We start from the raw sequence: 24,508 nt of genomic DNA, 5'->3' as shown, positions 1-24,508 counted from the left end.
TATCGAGGTCCGATCATACTGCACCGCGCGCGCCCAGTGGCATCCGGGCAAACCTTGGTACTTCCTGCCCCCGCCGTACGACCATCGTTCGGTTTTGCCGAACCTTGCGTACACGATCTGACCGCTGCCCAATCGATATTGAACGCTTAAGCTGTTGCACATGAGCGGCTCCGCGCTGTCTCGTGACCGTCAATACTCAAGTGGAGAGGACAATGTCGATGATCAAGGGATTTCATCATCTGACCGCCGGCGTAAGACACGCGCAGGAGGATGTGGATTTTTACGTCAAGCTGCTGGGGCAAAGCCTCGTCAAGAAGACCGTTCTTCTCGACGGCGAGGACCCGATCTATCACCTCTACTACGGCAACGCCAACGGTGACCCGGGCACGCTGGTGACCTCGTTCCCGTTCCGGCAGAAAGGGGTTGCGGCGCGCCCCGGCTCGGGCCAGGTCCGGGTCATCAACTATTCGGTGCCCACCGGCTCGCTCGACTTCTGGCGCGCCCGCTTCGACGCGATGGGCATTGCCTACGACAGCGCCATCACCGCGCGCTTCGACGAGCGGCGCCAGCGTTTTCATCACCCCTGCGGCATCGAGTTCGATCTGGTCGAGACGGATCTGGACAAGCGCCCGGCGTGCGTGGCCAGCGATATCCCCGAGGCGTTCGCGATCCGCGGCGTGCACAGCATCACGCTGTCCCTGCGCGAGGTGGCCGAATCGATCCGCTTCATGAGCGAGGCGATCGGTTTCCGCCAGGTCGGCCAGACCGGGCCGTACTACCGCTTCGAGACGCACACGGGCGGCCCCGGCATGGTTGTCGAATTCCTGCATGAGCCGGATCGTCACCAGGGCTCCTCGGTCTATGGCGAAGGCACGATCCACCATGTGGCGTTCGCCGTCGACACCATGGACCAGCAGATGGCCCTCAAGGAAAAGTTCATGGCGCTGGGCTACATCGATACCTCGGAGTCGGTGAACCGCAACTACTTCCGCTCCATGTATTTCAAGATGCCGGGCGGTGTGATGTTCGAAGCGGCCACGACCGATATCGGCTTCGCCATCGACGAAGAACCCGGCCACTTCGGCGAGGAATTCCAGTTGCCGCCCTGGCTGGCCGACCGCAAGGACGAGTTGCTCGGGCGACTCGAACCCATTTCCGTTTGACCGACTTCACCCTGTCTGGACCTGACATGCAGAAACCCAAAGTACTGATCGCCTTCTATTCCCGCAACAGCTCGACCGAACTGCTGGCCAAGGCCGTGGCAGCCGGCGCCATCGAGGCCGGCGCGGAAGTCCGCCTGCGCCGCGCGCGCGAGGTGGTCGGCCCCGACGTCATGCGCCAGGCGCCGGGCTGGCTCGAGAACGCCACCGCCATGAACGACCGCTACGAAGCGCCGACCGAGGCCGACGCCGAGTGGGCCGATGCCATCGTCTTCGGCACGCCGACGCGCTTCGGCTCGATCTCGACGGAACTCAAGGCCTATATCGACGGCCTCGGCGGCCTGTGGTTCCAGGGCAAGCTCAACGGCAAGGTCGGCTCGGTGTTCGGCTCGACCTCGTCGCGCCACGGCGGCAATGAATCGACGCTGCTGTCGATCTACACGCCGATGGCCCACCTGGGCCTGATCATCGTGCCGCTGGGCTACGCCGACGCCGTGATGTTCAAGGCCGGCACGCCCTACGGTGCGACCCATGTCTCACACCTCGACGCCGACAAGCCCGACGAGGACCACCTGGCCGTGGCCCGCTTCCAGGGCCGCCGCGTGACCGCCGTGGCACGTTCGCTGCATTGCGAGCAGGAACCCGTGGCCGCTTGAGGTCGTTCCAGGTCGCTTGAGGTAAGAGAAAGGGCGGGGACTTATGGTCCCCGCCCTTCTTTATGCCCCCTCCGTCTGGTTCCTGTTACTGCTTCTACCCCAAACCTAAGCCGCCACGGCCTCGCCGCAGCACGCCACCGTTTCCATGTACCGCGAAGGCGGCATCGCGCCGAGCGTGGCCTGGATCGCCTCCTTGCAGAGCGACGGGCGCCTGGCGAGCAGCTCCACGTAACGCGTGACGTTCGGCAGTTCCTCCCACAGCGACGCCAGCCCGAGGTAGGCCATCCGCACCAGGTTCACGCCCCACAGCACATCGCCCAGCGTGAACGGGCCGCCCTTGAGATAGGTTTCCGACGACGAGGACAGCGTGTTTTCGAGATCCTTCAACAGGCTGGCCACGTGCTGGCGCGCGGCCCGCTGGAACGCCGCGTCGTGGCGGACGGACTTGCCACCGCGCTCCTTGGCGATCTTGGCGCGATAGGCGGCCACCAGCACCGCATCGTCCGCATTGGCGGCGATCATCGCCTCGAGCGCCATGATCTTGTAGTCGTAGACCCGTTCCATGCCAGCCTTGAGCACATCGGGCCGCGCATCCGCATCGGGATGAAAGCCATAGAGCAGCGTGCCGTTCGGGATCCTGTCGACGATATCGACCTGCCGCATCACCGCCGCGCGCGCGACCGCGTCCTCTGGCACCAGTTGCACCGGGTCATGGGACACCGCGTCCAGGTAGCAGCAGATCCGCTTCGAATCGGCGATGACCCGGCCGGCCTCGTAGTCCACCAGCAGCGGCACCACGCACGGATCGAAGCCTTCGGTCTCGACCGAGGTGCGCCCGCTGTAGCCGCTGACGAATGCCCTGTCCACCTCTCGCCCGGCGATCAGGCGCAGCCGGACATAGGGCGGATGGTAGTGCTCGGCGGCGACGACACCCGCCGGCCCCATCGAACCGAGGATCATCATGTCGTTCGAGCGGTACGACAGGCGCTTCTCGGCCAAGACCGTACGCACCTTCTGCGAGCAGAGCGAACTCGCCGCATGAAAGAGCTCGAAACGCGGCGCGGCGTCGTCCCCGACGATGGTGATCCGCGCGGGGTCGGCCACGGCGGCACGGGCATCGGCCGCCTGACTCTTCAATCTCGTATGGTCCATTGCTGTGTTCTCCTTACTTGTGCATGTGCGGGCATGCCGCCGGCGGGTCGCCGATGAAACCGCGCGCCGACCAGAGTTCCGGGAACGGGATCTCCGCCATGGACGGCAGCAGCCAGGCAACGCCCTCCGTGCCGAAGTAGGCCGGGCGGGCGCCGAACGTGCGGCGCGTGGCCATCAGGTGCAGGTGCTTCCAGGCGGAGAAGCCCTCGGCGACATCGGCCAAGGTCTCGCCAAGACGCTGGAGTTCGACATGCTGGTTCGGGTTGGCATACACAACGCGCCAGGCTTTCTCGACATCCTTGCTGGGTGCATAGGCCTGGCTGAAGTCGCGCTTGAGTACCGTGGCCGGCACCGCGAAGCCGTGGCGGTCCAGGTAGCCGAGCACGTCGTCGTAGACGCTCGGCTGGTGCAGCGTCGTGTTGAGCTGGTCCCAGCGCGCGGGTTGCGGTTCGAAATGCTGCAGGTGCTCCGCCTGCTTGATGCCGAGCAGGTAGACCATCTGCCGGTAGGTCCAGCCCTGGAGCGCGGTGTCCTTGCCGAACGTCGCTACCGCGCGGGACAGGATAGCCAGCAGGTCGTTGGGCGTCATCCACGCCAGCGAGCGCCACGTCGCGTTAAGCGGCTCATGATGGGCGACCACGCGTTGCAGGGTCTTGATGGCCTGCGTCAGGTCATTGGCGCGCAACTGCGCCTGGGCGATCCGCAGCTCCTTGATGATCAGCATCCAGTACAACTCGGACACCTGCACCGACGTGATCCACGCATGCTCGCCCGGATGATCGCTGACCGGGTGTTGCAGCGAGTGCAGCACGTCGGTGCGCATCCACGCGCTGTAGGGCGTTTGCCCGGGGGAAGCGCTGGCCGGGGCGGCGCGCTCTGGCTTGACGGTTTCGTCCATCGTCGTCTCCTGGTTGTGGGGGGTCAAATCTCGTGGGCCGTGCCTGCGCGCAGCAGCAACTCCATCTGCTGCGCGATCTGGAGCAGCGCGCCGTCGTCGCCCGGCTTGGCCACGACCTGCAACGCCGCGGGAAGGCCGCAGTCGCCGGTGAGCAATGGAATCKAGATGGCGGGAAACCCGGCGATGTTGAATGGCGCGGTGTAAGTCATCAGCGCCTCGCGGACCGTGCCGGACCACGCGCCGATCTCGACGTTTGCAGCGCCAAGATGGGGGGCGACGCACGGGCAGGTCGGCAGCACGAGGTAGTCGACCGTCGACATTGCCTCGTGCAGCCTGGCCGTGAACCGGCGCCGCGTCTGCTGGGCCGCCGCATAGCCGCGCAGGTCCATCGTCTCCGCACGCCGCAATCGGTCGACGGTTTCCGGGTTGTAGTGCGTGGCGATGCGGTCCCAATCGTTGCGCCGGAAGTGCTCGATGCCGCCTTCGATCAGCACGATGGTCGCGAAGGCATCGAATACGGCATCGAACAGGCCGGACGTGTCGACGTCCACGCAGGCGAAGACCTGCCCCAGTCGGCCGATCGCCCCCTTGAATGCCGTGGCGACTGCCGGGCTCGTCGGCACCGGCGCGATCTCCGGGATCACGCCGAGGCGCGCGGACAGCCACGCATCGCTTTCGGGTACCTCGATATGAAGGGCATCGGCCAGCAACAGCACATCGTCGACCTGCGCCCCGAGCAGGCCGACGTKGTCGCACGTGGGTGCCAGCGGAAACACGCCGCGCGTGGAGAACGTATCGAACGTCGGCTTGTATCCGACCACGCCGCACAGCGCGGCGGGAATGCGCACCGAGCCACCCGTATCGGTGCCCACGCCGGCCATGACGGCCCCATCGGCAATTGCCGCCGCCGCGCCGCCGCTGGAACCGCCCGGGATGCGCGTGCGGTCGAGCGGGTTCAGCGTATCGCCAAACTTTGTACTGGCGGTGGTCACGCCCCACGCGAACTCATGCGTCGTGGTCTTGCCGATGAGGATCGCGCCGCGCTCCGTCAGCGCTTTCACGATGTCGGCATCGGCGGCGGGCAGGTGCCCGAGGTAGGCCGCCGAGCCGTAGCGGGTCTCCAAGCCTTTGGTGTCGATGAGGTCCTTGATCGCGATGGGCAACCCTTCCAGCGGACGCTGCCGATTGTCGGCGTAACGGCGGTCACTCTCTGCCGCCGCCTTGAGCGCGCGGTCCCAGTCGATGGTCGAGAAGGCGTTGATGGATCGCTGGCTCGCTTCCGCCGCGTGGAGCGCCTGCTCCGCCAGCGCGGTTGCGGATATCTGCCGCGTCGCCAGGGCATCGAGCGTCTTGCGCAGGCCGGCCGGTTGCGTGGCCGCGCGGGCCGACTGCAGCAGATCACGGTGGTGATGGTCGGGATGGAGATCAGGATGGACGTCGAGATGGGTCATCACCACATGCTCTCCAGCAGTGCGTCGAGCTTMTGGCCGGCGTGGTCGCCCAGGTCACCGACCTCGGCGGGATAGTTCTGCTTCAGGAGCGCCGCCACCTCGGGCAGCTTCGCGCGGTCGAAATCGAACGCGGCGAGCCGGCTGGGCAGTTGCAGCGCGTCCACGACATCCGCAATGCGGTTGGCCAGTGCCGTGGCAGCGGTGACGTCCCCCTTGCCGGAAGCGAAGATGCCGAACTTGTCGCCATAGGCTTCGGCGCAGGCGCGAATGACGGGCGCCAGCGTGATGCACGAGGTCATGCTGTGCGGCAGCCCGAACGTGCCGCCGAGGATGTGCCCGATGCGATGGCTCAGTCCGTAGATGACCGATGCGGGATAGAAGTAGCACTGCCAGGCGCCAAGCTGGAGTTGCAGCAGGTCTTCGGTCGAGACCAGCCCGCGCGCGATGGCTTCCCGTGTCTCAAGCTGCTGCGGCCACTTCTCCAACACGGCGAGGAAACGCTCGACGCCCCGCGCGGCCAGGATCGCGTGCGGATGATCCACGTCCACCTTGCGCATCCCTTCCACCGCGTGGTCGATGCCCTTGATGGCCGAGCTCAGCAACAGCGCGCGCGGGGTATCGATGACCAGCCGGGGGTCGATGGCAACGATCTTGGGCGCCGTTTCGCGCACGGCGTAGCTGCGCTTGAATTTCTGCGGACCGTCCGTCTCCGTCACACCGAAGTAGTGGGAGAACTCGGAACCGGACAAGGTCGTCGGGAAGGCCGCGATGGGCAGGTAGCGCCCGGTCTGCTTGAAGTGCGCGTAGGAGACCGCCTTCGCTGCGTCGAGCACCGAGCCCCCGCCCAGCGCGACAATCGACTGCGCGTCACGCGTGAGGCACGCTTGCAGGCCGTCGCGCACGGCGAAGTCCGGCACATGCGGTGGCAGGTCGATAAAGGCCCCCACGCCATCCCGGATGCCGGGCTGCAGGACGTTACGATGCAAGGATTCGAGGAACCCGACCGTGAACGTGATCGGGCGGCGGATGCCGCGGTCTCCCAGCGACGCGGCAACGTCCTCCAGGATGTCGTGTCCCCAGACAATTTCTTCTTGCGGCAGGCATTTCAACTGGTTCATCCACTCACTCCAACGTGTGTCGCATGCAATCGATGCATCGATCCCGAGTAAGAAGATAGGMGATCCGGATTCAGCCGTGCGCGCGGCTTTCAGGAACATTGCGTCCATGAATATGGACGCCGGAATGCGTGCCTTGGCGCGCGCCTGCCAACGGTGCATCGCGGCCACGCAGCGGTGCAAGCGGCACGTTTTTCACCTCCGCTCACACAGGTAAACCCTCGGACTTCGGCACCGTCTTCACGCATGACGCGCCGGTGCGGTGCATCGTTCATCGTTMTCGGACGAAGCATGCAAGCATCGCCATCTTTTCACCGTCCACCACGCGGCTATGATTTTTTCACCACGACCCCACCACGGAGAAAGAGCGATGGAAATGGAATTGGAGGCTGAGATGGAGACGGCGATGAACATGGCGATGGACATGGCGATGGACACGGAGATGAGCACGGCGGCCACGCGGTTCACCGAGACACTGATTCGCGGGCGCCGCAGCAAGCGCGCGTTCCTGGACCGGCCGGTGCCGCTGCGGGCGGTCAGGGACATCCTGTCGGTGGCGAAGTACGCGCCGAGTTCAAGCAACACCCAGCCCTGGAAATGCTATGTGCTGACCGGCAGCGCACGCGAGCGAATCACCGATGCCGCGGTCGACGCCTACCGCGCCGGCCCCGACACGCTGGCCCACGAGTATCCGTTCTTCCCCAAGGATCTGCCGGCGCCGTATTCGTCACGCTTCAACATGTTCCGCGGCATGCTCGGTGACGCGCAGGGCGTGGCCAGGAGCGATATCGTCGGGCGGCGGCGCGACGTGGAACGCCAGTTCCGCTTCTTCGACGCGCCGGTCGGCCTGATCTTCACGATGGACCGCTGCCTGGAGTGGGCCAGCTTCCTCTGCTACGGCTGCTTCCTGCAGAACGTCATGCTGGCTGCGCGCGCGGAGGGGCTGGATACCTGCCCGCAACAGATCTGGTCGCTGCAGTCCGATGTGCTCCGCAAGGGCCTCGGCATTCCCGACTGCGAGATGGTGGTGGCCGGCATGTCACTGGGTTATGCGGACAACAGCGTGCCCGAGAACAACATGGCGATTCAGCGGCTGGAACTCGACGCTTTCGTCTCTTTCATCGACAACTGAGGCCCGGCGAGTCACGCCAGGCTGCCGCCCGCTACCATCATCACCAGCACCAGGGCGAGCAGCGCGACATACGTGACAGCGTGGACGCGGTCCGGGATGCGGCCGATCCAGCGTGCCGCCAGCCGGATCCCCACCCAGGAGCCGGCCGCCAGCACGACAAAGGCCAGCAGGTCGACATAGCCGGCGTGACCAGGCCCGAAGGTCGCGCCGTGCTGCCAGGCCAGCGCGACGTAGGTGACGGTGGCCGCAATCGCCATCGGCAATGACAGCGGATTGGCCATCGCCGTCGCCTGCGTCATGGTGGCCCCGCGCCGGCGCATCAGCGGCACGGTCATCACGCTGCCGCCGACGCCCAGGAAAGCGGCAATCGCCCCGATGCCGATGCCGATGGCGGCCGTCGCGCCTGCGGTCATCGGCCGCGCGGTGCCCGGGCCGGCATGCATGAATCCGGGGCGCAGCGTGCTGTCCACGATGGTCACGGCCAGATAGGCGACGAACGCCCACCGCACCCAGTCGCCATTGAGCCAGCTCGCGGCGGCGGCGCCAACGACCGCACCGACGGCGATATAGGCACCCATCGCCCGGATGCGCGGCCAGTCGACATTGCCGGCGCGATGGTGGCGCCACGTCGCCATGGAAGCGCCAAAGATCATCACGCACGACGAGGTGGCCACGGCGATCTGCATGGCCGCCTGCGCCACGGCGCTGCCGGCGGCGTGCGTCATCGTCAGCATCGTATAAAGCAGCGGCACCACGACAAAACCGCCGCCAAACCCGAACAGCACCGTCGTCACGCCGGCCAGGCCGCCGCAGAGCATGAGTACCGCGTACATCGACATCGTTAGCCCTCGTTTCCCATCGAACGGATGATCACGATACGGCGGATGCGGCTGGCAAACTTGCGATGTTTGGACAATAATCTTCGAGATCCTGCCAACGTCTCTCGTGTCCCGATGATCAATGTTCCGCTCGACAGCGTCGATGCCAGCCCGTGTGCCGCGCTGGCCATCGGCACCGACTACACCTTCGGCACGCTGCTCGACACGCACAGCCACCGCCGCGCCCAGTTCCTGTATGGCATGACGGGATTGATGGAGGTGGGCACCGAGGAAGGCGCGTGGGTGGTGCCGCCCTATACGGGTGTGTGGATTCCGGCGCAGAAGCCGCATCGGGTGCGCATGAACGGGGTCAGCACGCGCAGCGTCTACGTGCTGCCGGAGTCGGCGCCGCGTGATAGTCCGGGCTGCGAGGTGCTGGTGGTCAGCCCCTTGCTGCATGCCCTGCTGTTAGCTTCGGCAGACGTGCCCGCGCACTACATGGCGGACAGCCGCGACGGGGCGCTGATGCAGCTCATCCTGTTCGAACTGAATCGCGCGCCAACCTTGCCCCTGTTTGCGCCGATGCCGCGCGACCCGGCGCTCGTCAGGCTCTGCGCGGCACTGCTGGCGCACCCCGATATCGGCGCATCCGCCGAAGACTGGGCGCGGCAGCTCCACTGCAGCCCGCGCACGTTCGCGCGCCTGTTCCAACAGCAAACGGGGATGTCGTTCGGCGCATGGCGCCAGCAGGCGTGCCTGTTGGCCGCGCTGTCGCGCCTGTCGGCCGGCACGCCCGTTACGGAGGTGGCGCTCGATCTCGGCTACGACAGCCCGAGCGCGTTCTCGACGATGTTCCGCAAGGCGCTGGGCGCGCCGCCCTCGTCATTCCTGCAGGCGAAACGCTAGGCAACCCGGTGGGCGGGCACGCCAGCGACATCCATCTCGACCCGAAGAATCTCGCCTGCGGTGGAGTCGGTCACGTAAAGCGTCTTGCGCGCCGGGCCGCCGAACGCCACGTTGGTCAACGAGTGGCCGGGGGTGCCACAAATCACCTCGACAGGTTCCGCCCGGTGATTCAGCACCCAGACGTAGGCGAGCCCCGGGTTGGCTACCAGCAAGCGTCCGGACTGGTCCATCGCGAGCCCGTCGGGTCCGCTGGGACCATAGGACGTGAAGAACTGCCCCGTCTTGGACACACTCCCGTCTGCGAGCAGCGGCATCCGCCACACACAGTTCCCCCGCGTTACGGCCACAAACAGGAAACGTTCGTCCGGAGACAGGACGATGCCATTGGGACTCGGCACGTTGGACAGCAGCAGGTCCAGCCGGCCTTCGCGGGTCAGCCGGTAGACCCGGCCGGTGGGGTCGTGCAGGCCGGTCTGGCCCTGGTCCGTGAAGTACACGTTGCCTTGCGAGTCGAGCGTCAGGTCGTTCACGCCCTTGAAGCTTTCCGTGTTGCGGCGCGCCAGATAAGGCCGGACCTCGCCCGTGCGGGTCTCCACCACCATCAGCCCGCTGCGGTAGTCCGTGACCAGCAGTTGGTCGGGAGCGATGAATTTCATGCCGTTGGGCTCGCCGTCCCACTCGGCGATCACCTCCCACCCTCCCCCGTTGTCGATCCGGAAGATGCGACCGTTGGGAATATCCGTCACGTAGACATTGCCCGCATCGTCGACGACCGGACCTTCGAGGAACGAGTCGATGGCCCGCCCCCCCTGGTTGGCATCGGACCATTCGGTCTGACGACGTTTGCGATAGCGCTCCGGCAGGCTGCTGAACAGCGCTGGCTGGCGGATCGTTGGCGGGGTGAGGAGGAACATGTCGATTACCTGAAGAGGGTTGCGCAGGGTGTCCGCCCGGTCACTGCTTCTCGAAGCCGGTCGCAGTGGCGACCTTACCCCAGAACGCCGTGCGCGCCCCCATCTCCTTGCGGAAGGCCCCGGCGTCCCAATAGCCGGCATCGGCCCCGATGCTCTCGGCGTAGGTGCGCATGTCGGGCGTCGMCATCGCCGTGGCGACTTCCTTCTGCAGGCGAGCGAGGACATCCGCCGGCGTGCCCTTCGGCGCCCAGAGGCCCGTGAAGTTCGTGACGCCATAGCCGCGCACGCCTGCCTCGGCGAACGTGGGCACACCGGGCAATGCCGGCAGGCGCTTGTCGCCGCTCACGGCGAGCACGCGCAGCTTGTTGCCTTGCACTTGGCCGATCACGCCCGAGATGGAGGCCATCTGGAAGTCCACGGTGCCACCCAGCAGCGCCACGGTCGCCTCGCCCGCGCCCTTGAAGGGCACATGCATGAAGTGCGCGCCGGCGGCCAGCCCGAGCGCCTCACTGGCGAAATGGGGCGTCGACCCCGGGCCACCCGAGCCATAGGAGATCTTGCTGTCCGCCCCCTTCGCGGCGGCAACCAGATCGTTCAGCGTCTTGAACTTGCTGTCCGCCTTGACCACCACGCCCATCGGCGCGAATACATAGGCGCAAACCGGCTGCAGGTCTTGGGCGTAGTCGAACGGGAGCTTCTTGAAGATATGGGGCAGCAGCGCGTAGGTCGTGTCGTTGGCCAGCAGCGTGTAGCCATCCGGCGCCGATCGCGCCACCTGGACCGCGCCGATGGTGCCCGTCGCCCCGGCCTTGTTTTCGACGAAGAAGCTCTGGCCGGTCTGCTCGGTCAGGCGCTGCGCCATCTTGCGCGTGACCGCATCAACGGCGCCGCCCGGCGGATAGGGCACGACGATCTTGACGGGCTTGGCCGGCCAGGTCTCGGCGTGCACGCCCATCGAAAGGACGGCGAGCGCCGCCATTACCAGTTGCGGCAGCCATCCGGCGCCGCGTTGTTGCGTGGTCATGTGTGTCTCCAAACTGCTGTGTCTTCTTGATCGCCCCGCTCCAGGCGGGGTCGCCATGCGTGTTGCGCGGATTGGAAGCCGCCAGCTAGCCCTTCGTCAGCGCCGGCTCCCGCTCGCGGTTCAGTACCCCCAGCACGTTCTTGGCCGCGGCCACGCCCATGTTGACGTAGGCCGCACCCGTCACACCGCCGATGTGCGGCGTCAGAATCACGCCCGGTTGCCCGTGGAAAATATGCGGCGTGGTCATCGGCTCGACGGCGAAGCTATCGAGCCCGGCCCCAGCCACTTGCCCCGACTGGACCGCCGCCAGCAGGGCCGGTTCGTCGATCAGCCCGCCGCGTGCGGTGTTGACGACGAGCACGCCCCGCTTGCAGCGCGCGAGCACGTCGGCGTCCAGCATCTTGCGATTGTCGTCCGTCAGCGGGCAATGCAGCGAGATCACGTCGGACTCGGCCCAGATCGCCTCGAGTCCGACCGGCCGCACGTAGTCGGGCAGATTCCTGGCGAACGGGTCGAAGCCGATCACGCGCATATCCATGGCGTGGCACATCCGCGCAAAGCGCAGCCCGATGGTGCCCAGGCCAACCAGTCCCACGGTGCGCCCGCTCAGTTCGACACTCTTGTGCGTGGCCTTGTCCCAGTGGCCGCCGTGCATGCGCGCATCGAGCGGCACGATCGACTTGGCGCAGGCCAGCATCAGCGCCAGCGCATGCTCCGCCACGGCGGCGGCATTGGCACCGACCGCCGCCAGCACCTCCACGCCCCGCGCTGCGGCGGCAACCTTGTCGATGGTATCCGTGCCGCTGCCGTGCTTGGCGATCACCCGCAGTGACGGGGCGGCATCCATGACCTCGGCCGTCACGCTACCGTAGCGGACGATGATGGCAACCGGGTCTTGTTGTTTCGCGAGGGCGACCAGGTCAGCGGGTTGCGGGGTCTTGCCGGCGAAGACGATCGTGTAGTCGTGGAGGATGGCGAGGGCTTCGGGCGCCAGGTCCGCCCCCGTCACGATGATGGMGGGCCGGCTCGTCACAGCGTTTCTCCCTGCTTGAGCACGCCGGCGGTCACCAGCGAGGCCAGCAGCCACGGCGCCGTGGTATTGCCTTCCTTGATCTGTGCGATCCGCTTGGCTTCGGCCGCTTCCTTGTGTTCTGCGGCGGCGAGCAGCGACTCGATCTTGTCCCGCTCGACCACCACCACGCCATCGGCATCGCCGCAGACGTAGTCACCCGGGTACACCGTCACGCCCCCGACGCAGACCGGGTGACCGATGCGGCCGCCGACTTCCTTGGTCGGGCCGTTCGGGTTGGTACCCACGGAGAAGACGGGGAATTGCATTTCCTCCAGTTCGATGCTGTCGCGCACGGCGCCGTCGATGACCACGCCGGCCAGCCCGAGCTGGCGTGCCGCGTTCATCATGATGGTGCCCATCAGCGCGGAAGTCTGGTCGCCCTTGCCATCGATGACGAGGATGTCGCCCGGTTGGGCCAGCGCCAGCGCGGCGTGGATCATCAGGTTGTCGCCGGGGCGAACCTCGACCGTGAAGGCCGGACCAGCGAGCTTCATGCTCGGGCGCAGGGCCTTGATGCGGCCATGCAGCGCGCCACGGCGGCCCGCGACGTCGGCGAGAATCGCCGGCTGGAATTTCGCGGCCTTGGCGACAACGGCGGCCGATACGCGTTCAAACGATTGGTTGATATTGGGCAGGCTCATGGCTTGGCTCCGGTAGGCAAGGGGAAAGGGAGAGGAGGATTAGTCCAGCTTGGTGCCGGAGTCCTTGATGATCGAAGCCCAGCGGGCGATGTCCTGACGGATCTGCGTGCCGAACGCCTCGGGGGAGCCGCCAAGGACCAGCGCACCCTGGTCGTTCAGCTTCTTCGCCAGATCGGGCGACTTGAGCGCCTTGTTGAACTCGGCATTCAGCCGCGTGACGATGTCCTTCGGCGTGGCGGCCGGTGCGGCGAAACCGAACCAGGTCGAGGCCTCGAAGCCGGCGTAGCCGGACTCGGCGATGGTGGGTACCTGGGACAGATCGTCCACGCGCTTCGCCGAGGTGACCGCCAGCGGGCGCAGCTTGCCGCTCTTGATATGGGCCAGCAGGGTCGGCACCGACGAGAGATACAGGTCGACCTGACCGCCGATCAGGTCGTTCACCGCCTGGGCGGCGCCCTTGTACGGCACGTGAATCAGCTTGATGCCGGCCGTCTTCTGCAGCAACTCGCCCGAGAGATGGGCGACGGTGCCATTGCCGGGCGAGGCGATATTGAGCGCGCCCGGCTTTGCCTTGCTGGCCTTGATGACATCGGCCAGGGTCTTGTAGGGCGAGCTGACCGGCGTCACGAGAACGAGCGGCGCGCTGGCCACGAGGCTGATCGGCGTCAGGTCCTTGACCGGGTCATAAGGCAGATGGCTGAACAGTGTGGGGTTGATGGCAAGGTTGCTGGTCTGCCCCAGCACGATGGTGTAGCCGTCGGCGGGGGCCTTCGCTGCGGCGTCCACGCCCAGGTTGCCGCCCGAGCCGGGCTTGTTGTCCACCACGAAGGTCCAGCCCGTCGACATGGCAACCTTGTTGGTCACTTCCCGCGCGATGATGTCGGTGCCCCCGCCTGCCGGGAACGGCACGATGACGCGAATCGGCTTGGAGGGATAGGCGGGTGCGGCGGCCGCCACGTGGGCAGCGCCAAGCAAAGTGACGGCAAGGGTGAACATGCAGCGGCGAATCGCGCTCATGACTGTCTCCGAATCTCGTTGTGTTGTGAGACGGATTGTTGTCGAACGTTTCACGCCATACAATGCCGTTTCGTACCACGCAACGCGTTTCGTGCCATGAACCCAAAAAGTGATGAAATCAGCCCCGCAGGTACTGAGGAGGCCGCGAGCGGCGTCATCGCGGTCACGCGGGCGCTACGCGTGCTGGAGGCCTTCGGAGTCAACGATCCGCAGCTGTCCCTGGCGGAACTGAGCCGCAGGACGGGTATCCACAAGACCACGGTGCTGCGGCTGGCGCGCACGCTGGCGGCGGACAACTATCTGGTGCAGAAGGAAGACGGGAGCTGGCGGCTTGGGCGTGCGGCCGGCTGGCTGGGCGCGTGCTACCAGGCGACCTTCAACGTGCAGGACGTGGTGGAGCCGGTGCTGCGCGAATTGACCATCAAGACCGGGGAAAGCGCGTCGTTCTATGTTCGCGAAGGCAGACAGCGGACCTGTCTGGTGCGTGTGGAAGGTCCGCAGGCGATCCGGCACCATGTCCGGATTGGCGCGGCCCTGCCCCTCGACAGTGGATCGCCCGGCCGGGTGATCCTCGCCTTCTCAGGGGAGCCCGGCGACCTCTATGAAACGATCCGGCGCCGTGGCTTCCATTTGTCGCTTGGGGAGCGCGAAGCGGAGGTATCGAGCGTCTCGGCGCCCGTATTCGGACTGCACTGGCGGCTGCTGGGATCGATGTGTATTTCGGGACCGACGGCGCGTCTGGGGGAAGACCGGCTGCTGGAACTCGCGCAGACGGTCGTCGATGCAGCGAACAAGCTTTCGTACGCCATGGCGGGCAGCCAACGGCCGGCCATGCCCGTCGACAAGCCGGCGACGTGGCACCCGTGATCGCCTAGAACGTCGCGGGCGAATTCACCCAGAGCACCTTCGCCACGACATCGCCGACGTTGCGGTAGCCATGCGGCACCTGGCTCGAGAACGTAAACGCATCGCCCGGGCCGATCAGGTAGATATCGTCGCCCAGCATCAGCTCCAGCTTGCCTTCCAGCACGTAGCCGACTTCCTCGCCCTGATGCTCGATCTGGCCGTCACTGGCTTCGCCGGGCCAGACGATGTGGATGTTGGCCTGCAGCAGGCCGCCGCGCTTGGGCAGCACCACGCGTTCGAGCGCCACGCCACCCACACGGATCACGGGCCGTTCGCCGTGACGGAGGATCGGCGACTGGTGCGCGTCATCCTCGCTGGTGAGCGCGCCGATATTGGTGTCGAGCGCCACGGCCAGCCGGTGGAGCGTGGTGAATGACGGCGTGGCCAGGCCACGCTCGACCTTCGAGATCAGGCTCTCGGAGCAACCGGCCTTGTTAGCCAGTTGCAATAAGGTATAGCCGGCCACCAGCCGCGCGTGGCGCAGCTTGACACCAAGCGTCAGGGTGGCCGACTTGCTGTCGACCGGCTCTTGCGGGATCGGGCTCGCGGTCTTTGCCATGCGGGCTGGTTGGTTGGTATTCAAAGGGGCCGCCACGCGCACCGGGGGTCGGTCACGGCCGGCGGCAGGCCAGTTCGGCGACAGTGTACGCCAGCGCCTGCGCGCCCAGGAACAGGTCCGTGGCATCGGTGTCCTCCGCCGCGTTGTGGCTGATCCCGTCCTTGCTCGGCACGAAGATCATCGCGGTCGGGCAATGATCGGCCACGTACATGGCATCGTGAAAGGCGCCGGACGTGAGCCGCATCGGCGGCGCTCGGCCAGCAAGCTGGCTGGCCCGCCCGCAGGCGCGCTGAATGGACGCCAGCATGGATTCGGGAAAGTACGTCGGGCCACGATGGAAGAAGCGCGTGATCGCTACGTCGGAGGCCGGGGCATGACGCGTGCAGGCCAGCCGCAGCGCGGCCTCGGCGCGATCGAGGGCGGCATCGTCCAGGCAGCGCATGTCCACCGTGAATGTCACCTTGCCCGGGATGGTGTTGACCGAATTCGGCACCACCGCCCATTGGCCAAGCGTCAGGCGCAGTTCCGGCGCGCCCGGTGCCCCCGGTTCGCGTGGGGCCAGCGCGTAGAGGTCCTGCGCGATGGCGACGGCCACTGCCATCGCATCGCGCCGCACGGCCATGGGCGTGGTGCCGGCGTGTGCCATGGTGCCTGCGCACTCCACGCGGAACCATCGCACCGCCTGGATGCCCGTGACGACCCCGAGCGGCACGGCGGCAGCCTCCAGCACGGGGCCCTGCTCGATATGGAGTTCCACGCAGGCGGACATCGGTCGCGCCATCGGCACGCGCTCCACGTCAGGACTGGCGGCCAGCGCCGCGTCCAGTGCATCGCCAAACCGGACGCCGGTCTGGTCGGTGGCATCGCGATAGCCGGCCAGCCGCGCCGGCTCGACGAAGGCGCTGGAGCCCATCGCGCCGGGCCCAAAGCGGCTGCCCTCCTCGTTGGTCCACGACACCACCTCGATGGGTCGCACCGTTTCGATGCCCGCCGCGTTGAGCGCCGCGATCACTTCGAGGCCGGCCAGCACGCCATACGCCCCGTCGTACTTGCCGCCCACCGGCTGGGTATCGGCATGGCTCCCGGTCAGCACGGGAGGCAGATCCTCGCTACCAGCCCGCCGGAAGAACAGGTTTCCGCAATCGTCGATGCTGACCTGGCAGCCCAGCGCGCGCGCCTGATCGACGAGGTGGCGGCGCGACGCGAGGTCGATGGCTGTCAGCGTTTCGCGCGACACGCCGCCGTCGTCACGACCGCCGAACTGCGCCAAGGCGGTGAGCGATGCCGCCAGGCGATTGGCGTCGACATGGTCCTGTGCCCGTTCGGCGAGGGCCTGTACGGTGTTATCCACGATGGCCTCGGCGGGCTGATGCAAGCGATTCAACATGTTCTCCTGGTGTCAGGCCGCCAGAGCCAGCGCCTGAGATAAACGATGTGCCACGGCCAGTACGCGCGCATCGGCGTGGCGTGGCGCGGTCACTGTCACGCCGACAGGCATGCCGCCAGCGCCCGTTCCGGTCGGCACATGGACGCAAGGCGTACCGAGCAGGGTCCACATCCGGCAGAAAATCGGGTCGCCGGTAGCGGCTAGGCCCTCGGGCGCTTCGCCTTCTGCGCTGGGGGCCAGGACCACATCGAATCCTTCCAGCGACACTGCCAGCGACATGCGCGCCTGTTCCGCGAGCGCCAGCGCAGCGCGAAAGCGCTCGCCCGTCACCGCACGCCCCACTTCGAGCTGCCTGGCAAAGGCCGCGCTGAAATCCGCTGCCCGATCGCGCGCTTCCGGTGCGAACGCGGCGACGGCTTCGAAGGCCATGATGTCCATCTGGGCCTCGGTGAGACCATGGCAGGCGACGGGCAACTCGACATCCTGAATCGACGCGCCGAGGCCCTGCAGCGTCCGTACCGCCGTCTCCAGCGCGGCACGCGCATCGGCACCCGCGCGCTCCCAGTGCGGCGTGCGGACGATGCCGACGCGCAACGGGGTCGGTGCCTGGGCACAAGCCTCCGTAATCGAGACATCGCGTGCCAGCGTACCGATAAACAACGCGGCGTCGTCCACGCGCCGGGCCAGCACACCCACCGTATMCAGGCTGGGCGACAACGGTTTGATACCGGCCAGCGGCAACGTCGCGTGGGTGGGCTTGTAGCCAATCACGCCACAGTAGGCGGCAGGCCGAATGATCGACCCTGCGGTCTGCGTGCCGAATGCCAGCGGMACCATGCCAGCCGCCACGGCGGCGGCAGAGCCACTCGACGAGCCACCCGGCGTGCGCGGGGCATTCACGGGCGCGCGTGGATTGCACGTGGGGCCCGGCTGGAATGTCGCGAATTCCGTGGTCACGGTCTTGCCCACCACCACCGCGCCAGCACTTCGCGCCAGTGCAACGGGGGCGGCATCCAGCACAGGTCGATGCGTCGCGTAGATCGGCGATCCGTATGTCGTCGGCAGATCCGCCGTATCCATCAGATCCTTGACGCCGAGCGGTACGCCGTGCAGCGCCGCTGACGCAGTGCCGGCATCCAGACGCCGCGCCTGCGCGATGGCCGCTTCACCGCCAACGTGCTGCCACGCATGGATGACATCGTCCTGCGCCCGGATGCGATCGAGCGCAGCCTGCACGACGGTTTCCGCGCGCAGCTCGCGACGGGCCATGCGCGCCACCAGTTCGCGCACGGGAAGATCGAGATATTGGTCCAAAGCTTCAGTCTCCAGAATCGATCCGCCAGCACTCAGCCAAAGTAGGCGGCGCGCACTTCGTCATTCTCACGCAACGCCTGCGCCGAGCCTTGCGCCACCACGCGCCCCTGCGTCAGCACATAGCCCTGGTGCGCAATCGCCAGCGTCTGGCGCGCGTTCTGCTCGACCAGCAGCACGGTCATGCCCAGCTCGTTGATCTGCTGGATGACCTTGAAGTTCTCCTTCACGTACAGCGGCGACAAGCCAAGCGACGGTTCATCGATGACCAGCAGGCGCGGCTGCGCCATCAATCCGCGCCCGATCGACACCATGGCCTGTTCGCCGCCCGACATGGTGCCGGCCAACTGTGCGGACCGCTCGCGCAGGCGCGGGAATATCTCGTAGACGCGCGCGATGCGCTCCCGCACCTTGGCCGGATCGGCCTCCAGGAAGGCGCCCAGTGCCAGGTTCTCGGCAACGGTCATGCGCGGAAATACCTTGCGCCCTTCCGGTATGCAGGAAATGCCGCGCGCGATGATGTTGTGCGTCTTCTCCGCTGCGATGTCCACGCCATCCCACAGGATGCGGCCTTTGCGCGCGGGCGTCAGGCCCAGGATCGCCCGGATCAGTGTGCTCTTGCCCGCGCCGTTCGCCCCGAGGATGCAGGTGATCTTGCCGGGCGGCACTTCGATGGAGACGTCATGCAGCACGTTGACCTTGTCATAGCCCGTGCTCAGGCCCTCCACGCGCAACGTGTTATCGCTCATGCGGCTTCCTCCCCGAGATAGGCCGTCTGCACGTCGGGATCGGCGGTGATCTCGGCGTACGTGCCTTCGGCGATCTTCTTGCCGTAGTTCAGCACGACGCACCGATCGGTGATGCGCTCGATCACGTTCATTTCGTGCTCGATGAGCACGACGGACAAGTCCTGCAACTTGCTTCGCACCTGGAGGATGTCGTCCATCAGCTCATGGGTTTCGTCATGGGTCATGCCTGCCGAAGGTTCATCCAGCAGCAGCAGCCGTGGCCGGCTCATCAGGGCGCGGCAGACCTCGATCCGGCGACGGTCGATCATCGTGAACGACTCGACTGGCTCGAATAGCCGACTGACCAGCGGAGGGCTGAAGATGCCCAGCAGTTCGCGCACAGATTCCACATAGCGTTCATACTCGGCCCGGAATGCCTTGCGTCGAAACAGGTTGAACACCAGCCCGTGCTGCATGTGCTGGTAGTCGCCGATCACGATATTGTCGAAGACGGTCAGGGGCAGCGACAGGCGGGAGCGCTGGAACGTCCGCGCCACGCCGCTACGATAGATGTCCTGCGGCGTCTTGCCGATGACGTTCTCGCCGTTGTACGTGATGGTGCCCGCGCTGGCCTTGTAGAGGCCCGTGAGCACGTTGAAGAACGTGGTCTTGCCGGAGCCATTCGGCCCCAGCAGGCCCAGCACTTCCCCGCGGCGGATGTCGAGCTGGAGATTGTCCAGCGCAGTCAGGCCGCCGAATCGCATCGTGAGATTGCGTACCTCGATCATCGCGTCGCTCATTTGGCGTCCTGGGTCGGGAAGAACAGACGGATCTTGCGCGGCAATAGCCCGTCCGGACGGAACAGCAGGATGGCGATGACCAGCGCCGCGTAGAACAGGAAGCGGTACTCCTGGATGAACTGCAGCTTCTCCGGGAGCACCAGCACGATGATGGCGGCCGGGATCAGGCCGACGACATTGCCCAGACCACCCAGAATGACGATCGACAGCATCAGCAGCGAGTCGGCGAACGTGAAGTTGTTCGGTGCCACGAACGCCGTGACCATGCCGTAGACGCTGCCCGCCACGCCCGCGAAGAAGTTGCCGAGCATGAATGCGATGACTTTCCAGCGCGCGATATGGAGGCCGAAGGTCGCAGCGGCGGTTTCATCGGTACGCACCACGTCCATGGCCAGCCCCACCCACGAGCGCTCCAGTGCCTTGACCACCGCAAAGGTGCCTGCGCAGATCGCCAGGCTCAGCAGTGCGTAGCTGGCGTAGAACGACACGTCGATGCCGAACAGCGTCAAGCCTTCGTTGAACTGGAAGCCGAACAGCGTCATGCCGGGCACCTGCAGGCCCTGCGGACCGCCCAGCACATCGTTGACTTCGAGAAAGGTCTTGAACAGGATGCCGAACGCGATGGTCACCAGCGCCGCGTAGTGGCCACGCGTCCGCAACACCGGCGCGATCAGCAGCGAGCCGATGACCGCAGCCGCGATGCCGGACAGCACGATCACAAGGATCGACGGGATGGGCGTATGCGCGGCCAGCACCGCCGTGGCGTACGCGCCAATGCCGAAGAACGCCGCGCCGGCGAAGTTGGATACACCGGAGAAACCGAACTGCACCGTCAGGCCCAGGCAGGCAGTGGTATACAACAGCACCGCGCACAGCATCAGCAAGACAAAATGGCTTTCGTGGAACAGCACGATCAGCACGAGCGTGCCCACGACCGACCATAGCCGCGACAGCCCGGGCCGCCGGGCGGCAGCCTGCTCCACGGCCCGCGTGACCTTGAACTTGCCTGCGATGACCGTCGCTGCGACGGCCAGTGCCAGCAACGCGGCCACGGAGAGCTGCGATTCCGCGTGCAGGAACAGATAGAGGTAGGCCACGATGACGATGGCCGCGATGCCCAGCACCACGGCCGGGCTGCGCTGCTTGCCACCGGCGCCAACCACGGCAGGGGGCAGTGGATTCGAGACGTTGTCAGACACGTTCACTGGCTTTCTCCGCAATAAGTCCGGTCGGCTTGAAGGCCATCAGCACGATGACCACGGCGAACGCAAAGACATCCTTGTAGGCGCTCGGGATATCGGGCACCAGCGCCGGCAACGTCGCACTGCCCAGCACCTGGAGCGCCGCGAACAGGAAGCCACCGAGGATGGCGCCGTACAGGTTGCCCAGTCCACCCAGGATGGCGGCTGCGAAGCCGATCACGCCGAGGAGCAGCCCGACGTTGAAGTTGATCTCGTTGTAATAGAGGCCGTTCATCACGCCGGCCAGCGCGGCCATGGCCGAGCCCAGCGCAAACGTGACCAGCACCACCACTTCGAAGTTGATGCCCATCAGGCGCGCCGTCTCGCCGTCCTGTGCCACGGCGCGGATGGCCATGCCAAAACGCGTGCGCGTGATCAACAGATGGACGCCGATGATGATGGCGACACCTGCCGCCAGCAAGATCAGGTTATCGGCGCGAAGCGTCAACGCGCCGAGCGACAGCTCCGTGGTGGGCAGCAGCGCGGGAAACGGCTTCGGGTTCGATCCATCCGGATAGAACAGGCGCACGGCTTCGCGCAGCACCGTACCCAGCATCAAGGTGGCCAGCAGGGTGTTCAGCGGCGGCGCCTTGCGCAAGGGCAGGATCAGGAAGCGGGCGATCACGGCGCCCAGCAAGCCGGTCACGACAATCGCGCACACCACGATGGCCAGCAATTGCAGCCACGGCGAATCCACATGCAGCGCCAACACGCCGGCCGATGCGGCAAGCCCTGCGAAGGCGCCCACCATCAGCACATCGCCGTGAGAAAACTTGATGACGTCCAGCACGCCAAAGAACAGCGTGAAGCCGACCGCCACCATGGCGTAGATCATGCCGAGCATCAGCCCGTTGAAGACGTACTGTCCCAATACACTCATCGGTATCCCCAGAATGGCCTGAATAGACCGTCCAGCAGTGCCAGGCCGGGTCCGCAGACGGCGCGGGCCCGGCTCAGGCGCCACGCTTACAGTCCGGCCAGCTTCTTCTTGCCCTTGGCGTAGGCGCTGTCTTCCCAGATCACCCACTTGCCGTCCTCGACGACGTACTTGGTGATCAGCGGCACCACGTTCTGGCCGTGCTCATCGAAGGTGACCTTGCCGATAATGGTGTCGACGTCCTTCGTACCGTTCAGCACGTCGCGGACCTTCTTGCGATCCGGGCCGACCTTCTCGACGGCATCCATGATCAGGTTGGCAGCGACAAAGGCGAACGGACCATAGGCTTCAGGCGGCTCGCCGTACTTCTGCTGCGTATAGCGCTCCATGAACAACTGGCCGCCGGCCAGCTTCTCGACCGGCGCCCCTTCGATAAAGGCCAGCGAGCCTTCGGACAGGGGCTTGCCCACGCCTTCGATATAGGCATCGGACTTGATGCCTGACGTGCCTTCGAACTGGGCCTTGATGCCCAGCTTCTCCATCTGGGTGCGGATGCGGACGCCGAGCGGCGTCAGGCCACCGAAATAGACCACGTCCGGCTTCAGTTCGCGGATCTTGGTCAGTTCRGTCGTGAAATCCTGCTGGTCGGCGGTCACGCCGAAGGTGCCGACGATGGTGCCGCCGTCCTTCTTCAGGAATTCACTGAAGTATTTGTTGTGACCCTTGCCGTAATCGGTGGTGTCGTGAATGATCGCCCACTTCTTGTAGCCCAGGCCGGTCATGAACTTGGCCGCCACTTCACTTTGGTTGATCATCGTGCCGTTGACGCGATGGATCTCCTTGAAGTTGTTGCCGTACGTGACTTCGGGGAGCACCGCGCCCCAGACGACCGCCGGCATGCCAAAGCGGTTATAGACACCCACGGTGCCCATGGCCACGGCCKAGCAGAAGTGCGTCACGCCGCCGACGATCGACTTGTCCGCGGCGATCTTGGTGGCCACCTGCACGCCCACGTTGGGCCGGCATTCGTCATCCTGGACGACCAGTTCGTAGGTGTATTTGGCCTTGGGATCGGCGTTGCGCAGGCGGACGGCCAGGTCAGCGGAATTGCGCCCGCCCAAGCCGATCGACGACACGCCACCGGTCAGCGGGCCCACAAAGGCGATCTTGACGACGTCCTTTGCCTGCGCCGGCGCGGACATCAGCACCACTCCCGTGGCAGCGGCGGCAATCGCGGCGGCGGCCGCAGTTTTCTTCTTCAGCACTCTGTTCCCCTATATAGACATGTCCAACGGGCGGCAGGCCCGGCGCCTGACCGAACGGGTGCAAGGCGCCGACCATACGCCGGAACACATCGAGGAAAGTCCTCTGCACCAAATTCAAGTCACTTGAATCCTATGCAACAGGCGTGCCATGGGGCAACGGGCAATAACCCGTAGGACTTTTGGGGGGAATGAGGGGGGATATGCCGCGCGGCGGCGCCAGGACAGGGTTAACGCGAGGACATTTCGGTGCATGACCTGCGTTTTCGGTGCATGGGCGGGGGGGCAGCCCGCCACACGTCAATGGATGTCCGCGGAGGCTCGCAACGCCCTTTCCAGGGTCGTCATTATCGACGCTGCGCAAGGCGTTGAAGTACTCGGGGGCGTAAAGCAGGAAGCAGGTGCTGTCTCGCTCATTCTGGTACCACCCCGGCGGCCTGGATGATCTTGCCCCACTTTGCGACTTCCGAGCGCTGAAACGCGGCGAAGGCAGCGGACGGCTTTCCCTCCGGCTCCACGCCGAGCGCGCGCAAGCGCTGTTGCACGGCCGGCGTCGCGACGACAGCCGCGATCTCGGTGGCGAGGCGATCGACAATCGGCTTCGGCGTGCCCGCTGGCGCGAAAATGCCCTGCCATGACTGCATCTCGAAGCCCTTCAGACCCTGCTCCGCCAACGGCCGCACCCCGKGCAGGCTCGGCAGCGGGTGCGCCGACGTCACGCCGATCGCGCGCACGCGCTTGCCGTCGAGCATGGGCTTGGCGGCGGCAACCGTCTCGAACACCATGTCGATCTGGCCGCCTATCAGGTCCGTCATCGCCGCTGCGCCGCCCTTGTAGGAGATCTGCTGCAGGCGCGTACCCGTAATGTTCTGGAATAACTGGCCCGACAACTGCTGCGAGCTGCCCGGTCCCGCCGTGCCGAACGTCAACGCACCAGGCTTGGCCTTCAAGGCCGCGACGATCTGGTCGACCGACTGGTATTGGCTGTCGTTCGACACCACCAGCACGTTGCTGACCGTGCCCACAAGATTCACCGCCACGAAGTCCTTGACCGGGTCATAGCCAAGCTTCTTGTAGAAGAAGGGATTGACCGCGTGCGTGGTAATGGTGCCGCCCATGATGGTGTAACCATCAGGCTCGGCACGGGCCACAAACTGCGTMCCCAGGATGCCCGATACGCCTGGCTTGTTATCGATGACGACTGGCTGTCCCAATCGCTGCGACAGGCCTTCGGCGACGATGCGGGCAGTGGCATCCGACACCCCGCCCGGCGAGAACGGCACCACATACTTGATTGGCTTGCTCGGCCAGGTATCGGCCCACACGCCCGGCGTGGCCATGACCAGCGAGAGCCCTCCCATTGCCAGGGCAACGCGCAGTGCGCAGCGATTCATGAATCTCATGTTTTGTCTCCAGTTCTTGTAGGGAGGCCCCGCCTCAATAGAGCTGCCGCCACCGACGCGCCCGCTCCCGCAAACGCG

General features: G+C 65.9%; 24 protein-coding genes. 5 read left to right on the top strand and 19 right to left on the bottom strand.

All coding sequences use genetic code 11. The features are described 5' to 3' along the window. Window positions 1-212: 212 nt before the first annotated feature. Window positions 213-1,163, top strand: coding sequence for a ring-cleaving dioxygenase (locus AC1EJR_RS20305; RefSeq protein WP_092295298.1), 951 nt, complete (start codon window positions 213-215; stop codon window positions 1,161-1,163). Window positions 1,164-1,189: 26 nt separating this feature from the next. Continuing rightward, complete coding sequence (gene wrbA / locus AC1EJR_RS20300; protein WP_092295301.1) at window positions 1,190-1,816, top strand: NAD(P)H:quinone oxidoreductase; 627 nt, start codon at window positions 1,190-1,192, stop codon at window positions 1,814-1,816. Window positions 1,817-1,921: 105 nt separating this feature from the next. Here the strand turns inward: wrbA and AC1EJR_RS20295 are convergent, their stop codons facing one another. The 4 genes from AC1EJR_RS20295 to AC1EJR_RS20280 are packed head-to-tail and all read right to left on the bottom strand — an operon-like array spanning window position 1,922 to window position 6,435. Next, window positions 1,922-2,968 (bottom strand): glutathione S-transferase family protein, encoded by a 1,047-nt coding sequence (locus tag AC1EJR_RS20295; protein WP_441592467.1) that lies wholly within the window; start codon window positions 2,966-2,968, stop codon window positions 1,922-1,924. A gap of 13 nt (window positions 2,969-2,981) precedes the next feature. Then, window positions 2,982-3,866, bottom strand: a complete 885-nt coding sequence (locus AC1EJR_RS20290) for a tryptophan 2,3-dioxygenase (protein ID WP_092295306.1) — start codon at window positions 3,864-3,866, stop codon at window positions 2,982-2,984. Between the two features lie 23 nt (window positions 3,867-3,889). Then, complete coding sequence (locus AC1EJR_RS20285) at window positions 3,890-5,317, bottom strand: amidase (RefSeq protein WP_477147473.1); 1,428 nt, start codon at window positions 5,315-5,317, stop codon at window positions 3,890-3,892. Continuing rightward, window positions 5,317-6,435: an iron-containing alcohol dehydrogenase gene (locus tag AC1EJR_RS20280; RefSeq protein ID WP_477147472.1), complete on the bottom strand. Its 1,119-nt coding sequence runs from the start codon at window positions 6,433-6,435 to the stop codon at window positions 5,317-5,319. Before AC1EJR_RS20280 ends, AC1EJR_RS20285 begins: the two co-directional genes overlap by 1 nt. Window positions 6,436-6,874: 439 nt before the next feature. Here AC1EJR_RS20280 and AC1EJR_RS20275 point away from each other — a divergent pair, with 439 nt between their 5' ends. After that, window positions 6,875-7,564, top strand: a complete 690-nt coding sequence (locus AC1EJR_RS20275; protein ID WP_369823446.1) for a nitroreductase — start codon at window positions 6,875-6,877, stop codon at window positions 7,562-7,564. Between the two features lie 11 nt (window positions 7,565-7,575). Here the strand turns inward: AC1EJR_RS20275 and AC1EJR_RS20270 are convergent, their stop codons facing one another. Continuing rightward, on the bottom strand, window positions 7,576-8,397 hold the full coding sequence (locus tag AC1EJR_RS20270) for a sulfite exporter TauE/SafE family protein (RefSeq protein ID WP_092296145.1): 822 nt from the start codon (window positions 8,395-8,397) through the stop codon (window positions 7,576-7,578). Between the two features lie 120 nt (window positions 8,398-8,517). On the opposite strand from AC1EJR_RS20270, the gene AC1EJR_RS20265 reads away from it, so the two are divergent. After that, the gene (locus AC1EJR_RS20265; protein ID WP_477113227.1) at window positions 8,518-9,288 is read left to right on the top strand and encodes a helix-turn-helix domain-containing protein; all 771 of its coding nucleotides are present in this window, start codon (window positions 8,518-8,520) and stop codon (window positions 9,286-9,288) included. Here the strand turns inward: AC1EJR_RS20265 and AC1EJR_RS20260 are convergent. From AC1EJR_RS20260 to AC1EJR_RS20240, 5 genes are all read right to left on the bottom strand, one after another. Beyond that, window positions 9,285-10,202, bottom strand: coding sequence for an SMP-30/gluconolactonase/LRE family protein (locus tag AC1EJR_RS20260; RefSeq protein WP_477113226.1), 918 nt, complete (start codon window positions 10,200-10,202; stop codon window positions 9,285-9,287). The two genes, AC1EJR_RS20265 and AC1EJR_RS20260, sit on opposite strands and share 4 nt — an antisense overlap. 40 nt (window positions 10,203-10,242) lie before the next feature. Beyond that, complete coding sequence (locus AC1EJR_RS20255) at window positions 10,243-11,226, bottom strand: Bug family tripartite tricarboxylate transporter substrate binding protein (RefSeq protein WP_477147471.1); 984 nt, start codon at window positions 11,224-11,226, stop codon at window positions 10,243-10,245. Between the two features lie 85 nt (window positions 11,227-11,311). Beyond that, entirely contained in the window at window positions 11,312-12,259 is a 948-nt protein-coding gene (locus tag AC1EJR_RS20250) for an NAD(P)-dependent oxidoreductase (protein ID WP_477147470.1), read from the bottom strand. After that, the gene (locus AC1EJR_RS20245) at window positions 12,256-12,939 is read right to left on the bottom strand and encodes an RraA family protein (protein ID WP_092295320.1); all 684 of its coding nucleotides are present in this window, start codon (window positions 12,937-12,939) and stop codon (window positions 12,256-12,258) included. Before AC1EJR_RS20245 ends, AC1EJR_RS20250 begins: the two co-directional genes overlap by 4 nt. 39 nt (window positions 12,940-12,978) lie before the next feature. Then, on the bottom strand, window positions 12,979-13,956 hold the full coding sequence (locus tag AC1EJR_RS20240; RefSeq protein ID WP_477113224.1) for a Bug family tripartite tricarboxylate transporter substrate binding protein: 978 nt from the start codon (window positions 13,954-13,956) through the stop codon (window positions 12,979-12,981). Between the two features lie 96 nt (window positions 13,957-14,052). On the opposite strand from AC1EJR_RS20240, the gene AC1EJR_RS20235 reads away from it, so the two are divergent. Further along, complete coding sequence (locus AC1EJR_RS20235; RefSeq protein WP_092295326.1) at window positions 14,053-14,823, top strand: IclR family transcriptional regulator; 771 nt, start codon at window positions 14,053-14,055, stop codon at window positions 14,821-14,823. Window positions 14,824-14,827: 4 nt separating this feature from the next. Here AC1EJR_RS20235 and AC1EJR_RS20230 read toward each other — a convergent pair whose 3' ends face one another. The 9 genes from AC1EJR_RS20230 to AC1EJR_RS20190 all read right to left on the bottom strand — a co-directional run bounded on the left by AC1EJR_RS20230 (window position 14,828) and on the right by AC1EJR_RS20190 (window position 24,421). Continuing rightward, a complete protein-coding gene (locus AC1EJR_RS20230) occupies window positions 14,828-15,421 on the bottom strand; it encodes a helix-turn-helix domain-containing protein (protein WP_092295329.1) in 594 nt (197 codons plus the stop codon). 52 nt (window positions 15,422-15,473) lie between these two features. After that, a complete protein-coding gene (locus AC1EJR_RS20225) occupies window positions 15,474-16,808 on the bottom strand; it encodes a M20 family metallo-hydrolase (protein WP_441592452.1) in 1,335 nt (444 codons plus the stop codon). 12 nt (window positions 16,809-16,820) lie between these two features. Beyond that, the gene (locus AC1EJR_RS20220; RefSeq protein ID WP_477147469.1) at window positions 16,821-18,122 is read right to left on the bottom strand and encodes an amidase; all 1,302 of its coding nucleotides are present in this window, start codon (window positions 18,120-18,122) and stop codon (window positions 16,821-16,823) included. Between the two features lie 32 nt (window positions 18,123-18,154). Beyond that, a complete protein-coding gene (locus tag AC1EJR_RS20215) occupies window positions 18,155-18,868 on the bottom strand; it encodes an ABC transporter ATP-binding protein (protein WP_454757613.1) in 714 nt (237 codons plus the stop codon). Beyond that, entirely contained in the window at window positions 18,865-19,647 is a 783-nt protein-coding gene (locus AC1EJR_RS20210; protein WP_092295341.1) for an ABC transporter ATP-binding protein, read from the bottom strand. The genes AC1EJR_RS20215 and AC1EJR_RS20210 overlap by 4 nt, the downstream gene beginning before the upstream one ends. Beyond that, complete coding sequence (locus tag AC1EJR_RS20205; RefSeq protein ID WP_177219933.1) at window positions 19,644-20,852, bottom strand: branched-chain amino acid ABC transporter permease; 1,209 nt, start codon at window positions 20,850-20,852, stop codon at window positions 19,644-19,646. Before AC1EJR_RS20205 ends, AC1EJR_RS20210 begins: the two co-directional genes overlap by 4 nt. Next, a complete protein-coding gene (locus tag AC1EJR_RS20200) occupies window positions 20,839-21,768 on the bottom strand; it encodes a branched-chain amino acid ABC transporter permease (RefSeq protein WP_092295344.1) in 930 nt (309 codons plus the stop codon). The genes AC1EJR_RS20205 and AC1EJR_RS20200 overlap by 14 nt, the downstream gene beginning before the upstream one ends. 86 nt (window positions 21,769-21,854) lie before the next feature. Continuing rightward, a complete protein-coding gene (locus tag AC1EJR_RS20195) occupies window positions 21,855-23,030 on the bottom strand; it encodes a branched-chain amino acid ABC transporter substrate-binding protein (RefSeq protein WP_477147468.1) in 1,176 nt (391 codons plus the stop codon). A gap of 410 nt (window positions 23,031-23,440) precedes the next feature. Then, a complete protein-coding gene (locus AC1EJR_RS20190) occupies window positions 23,441-24,421 on the bottom strand; it encodes a Bug family tripartite tricarboxylate transporter substrate binding protein (protein ID WP_477147467.1) in 981 nt (326 codons plus the stop codon). Between the last annotated feature and the right edge of the window lie 87 nt (window positions 24,422-24,508).

The organism is Cupriavidus sp. 05T42, from assembly GCF_056396345.1.
This window is presented reverse-complemented; position numbering and strand designations above follow the sequence as displayed.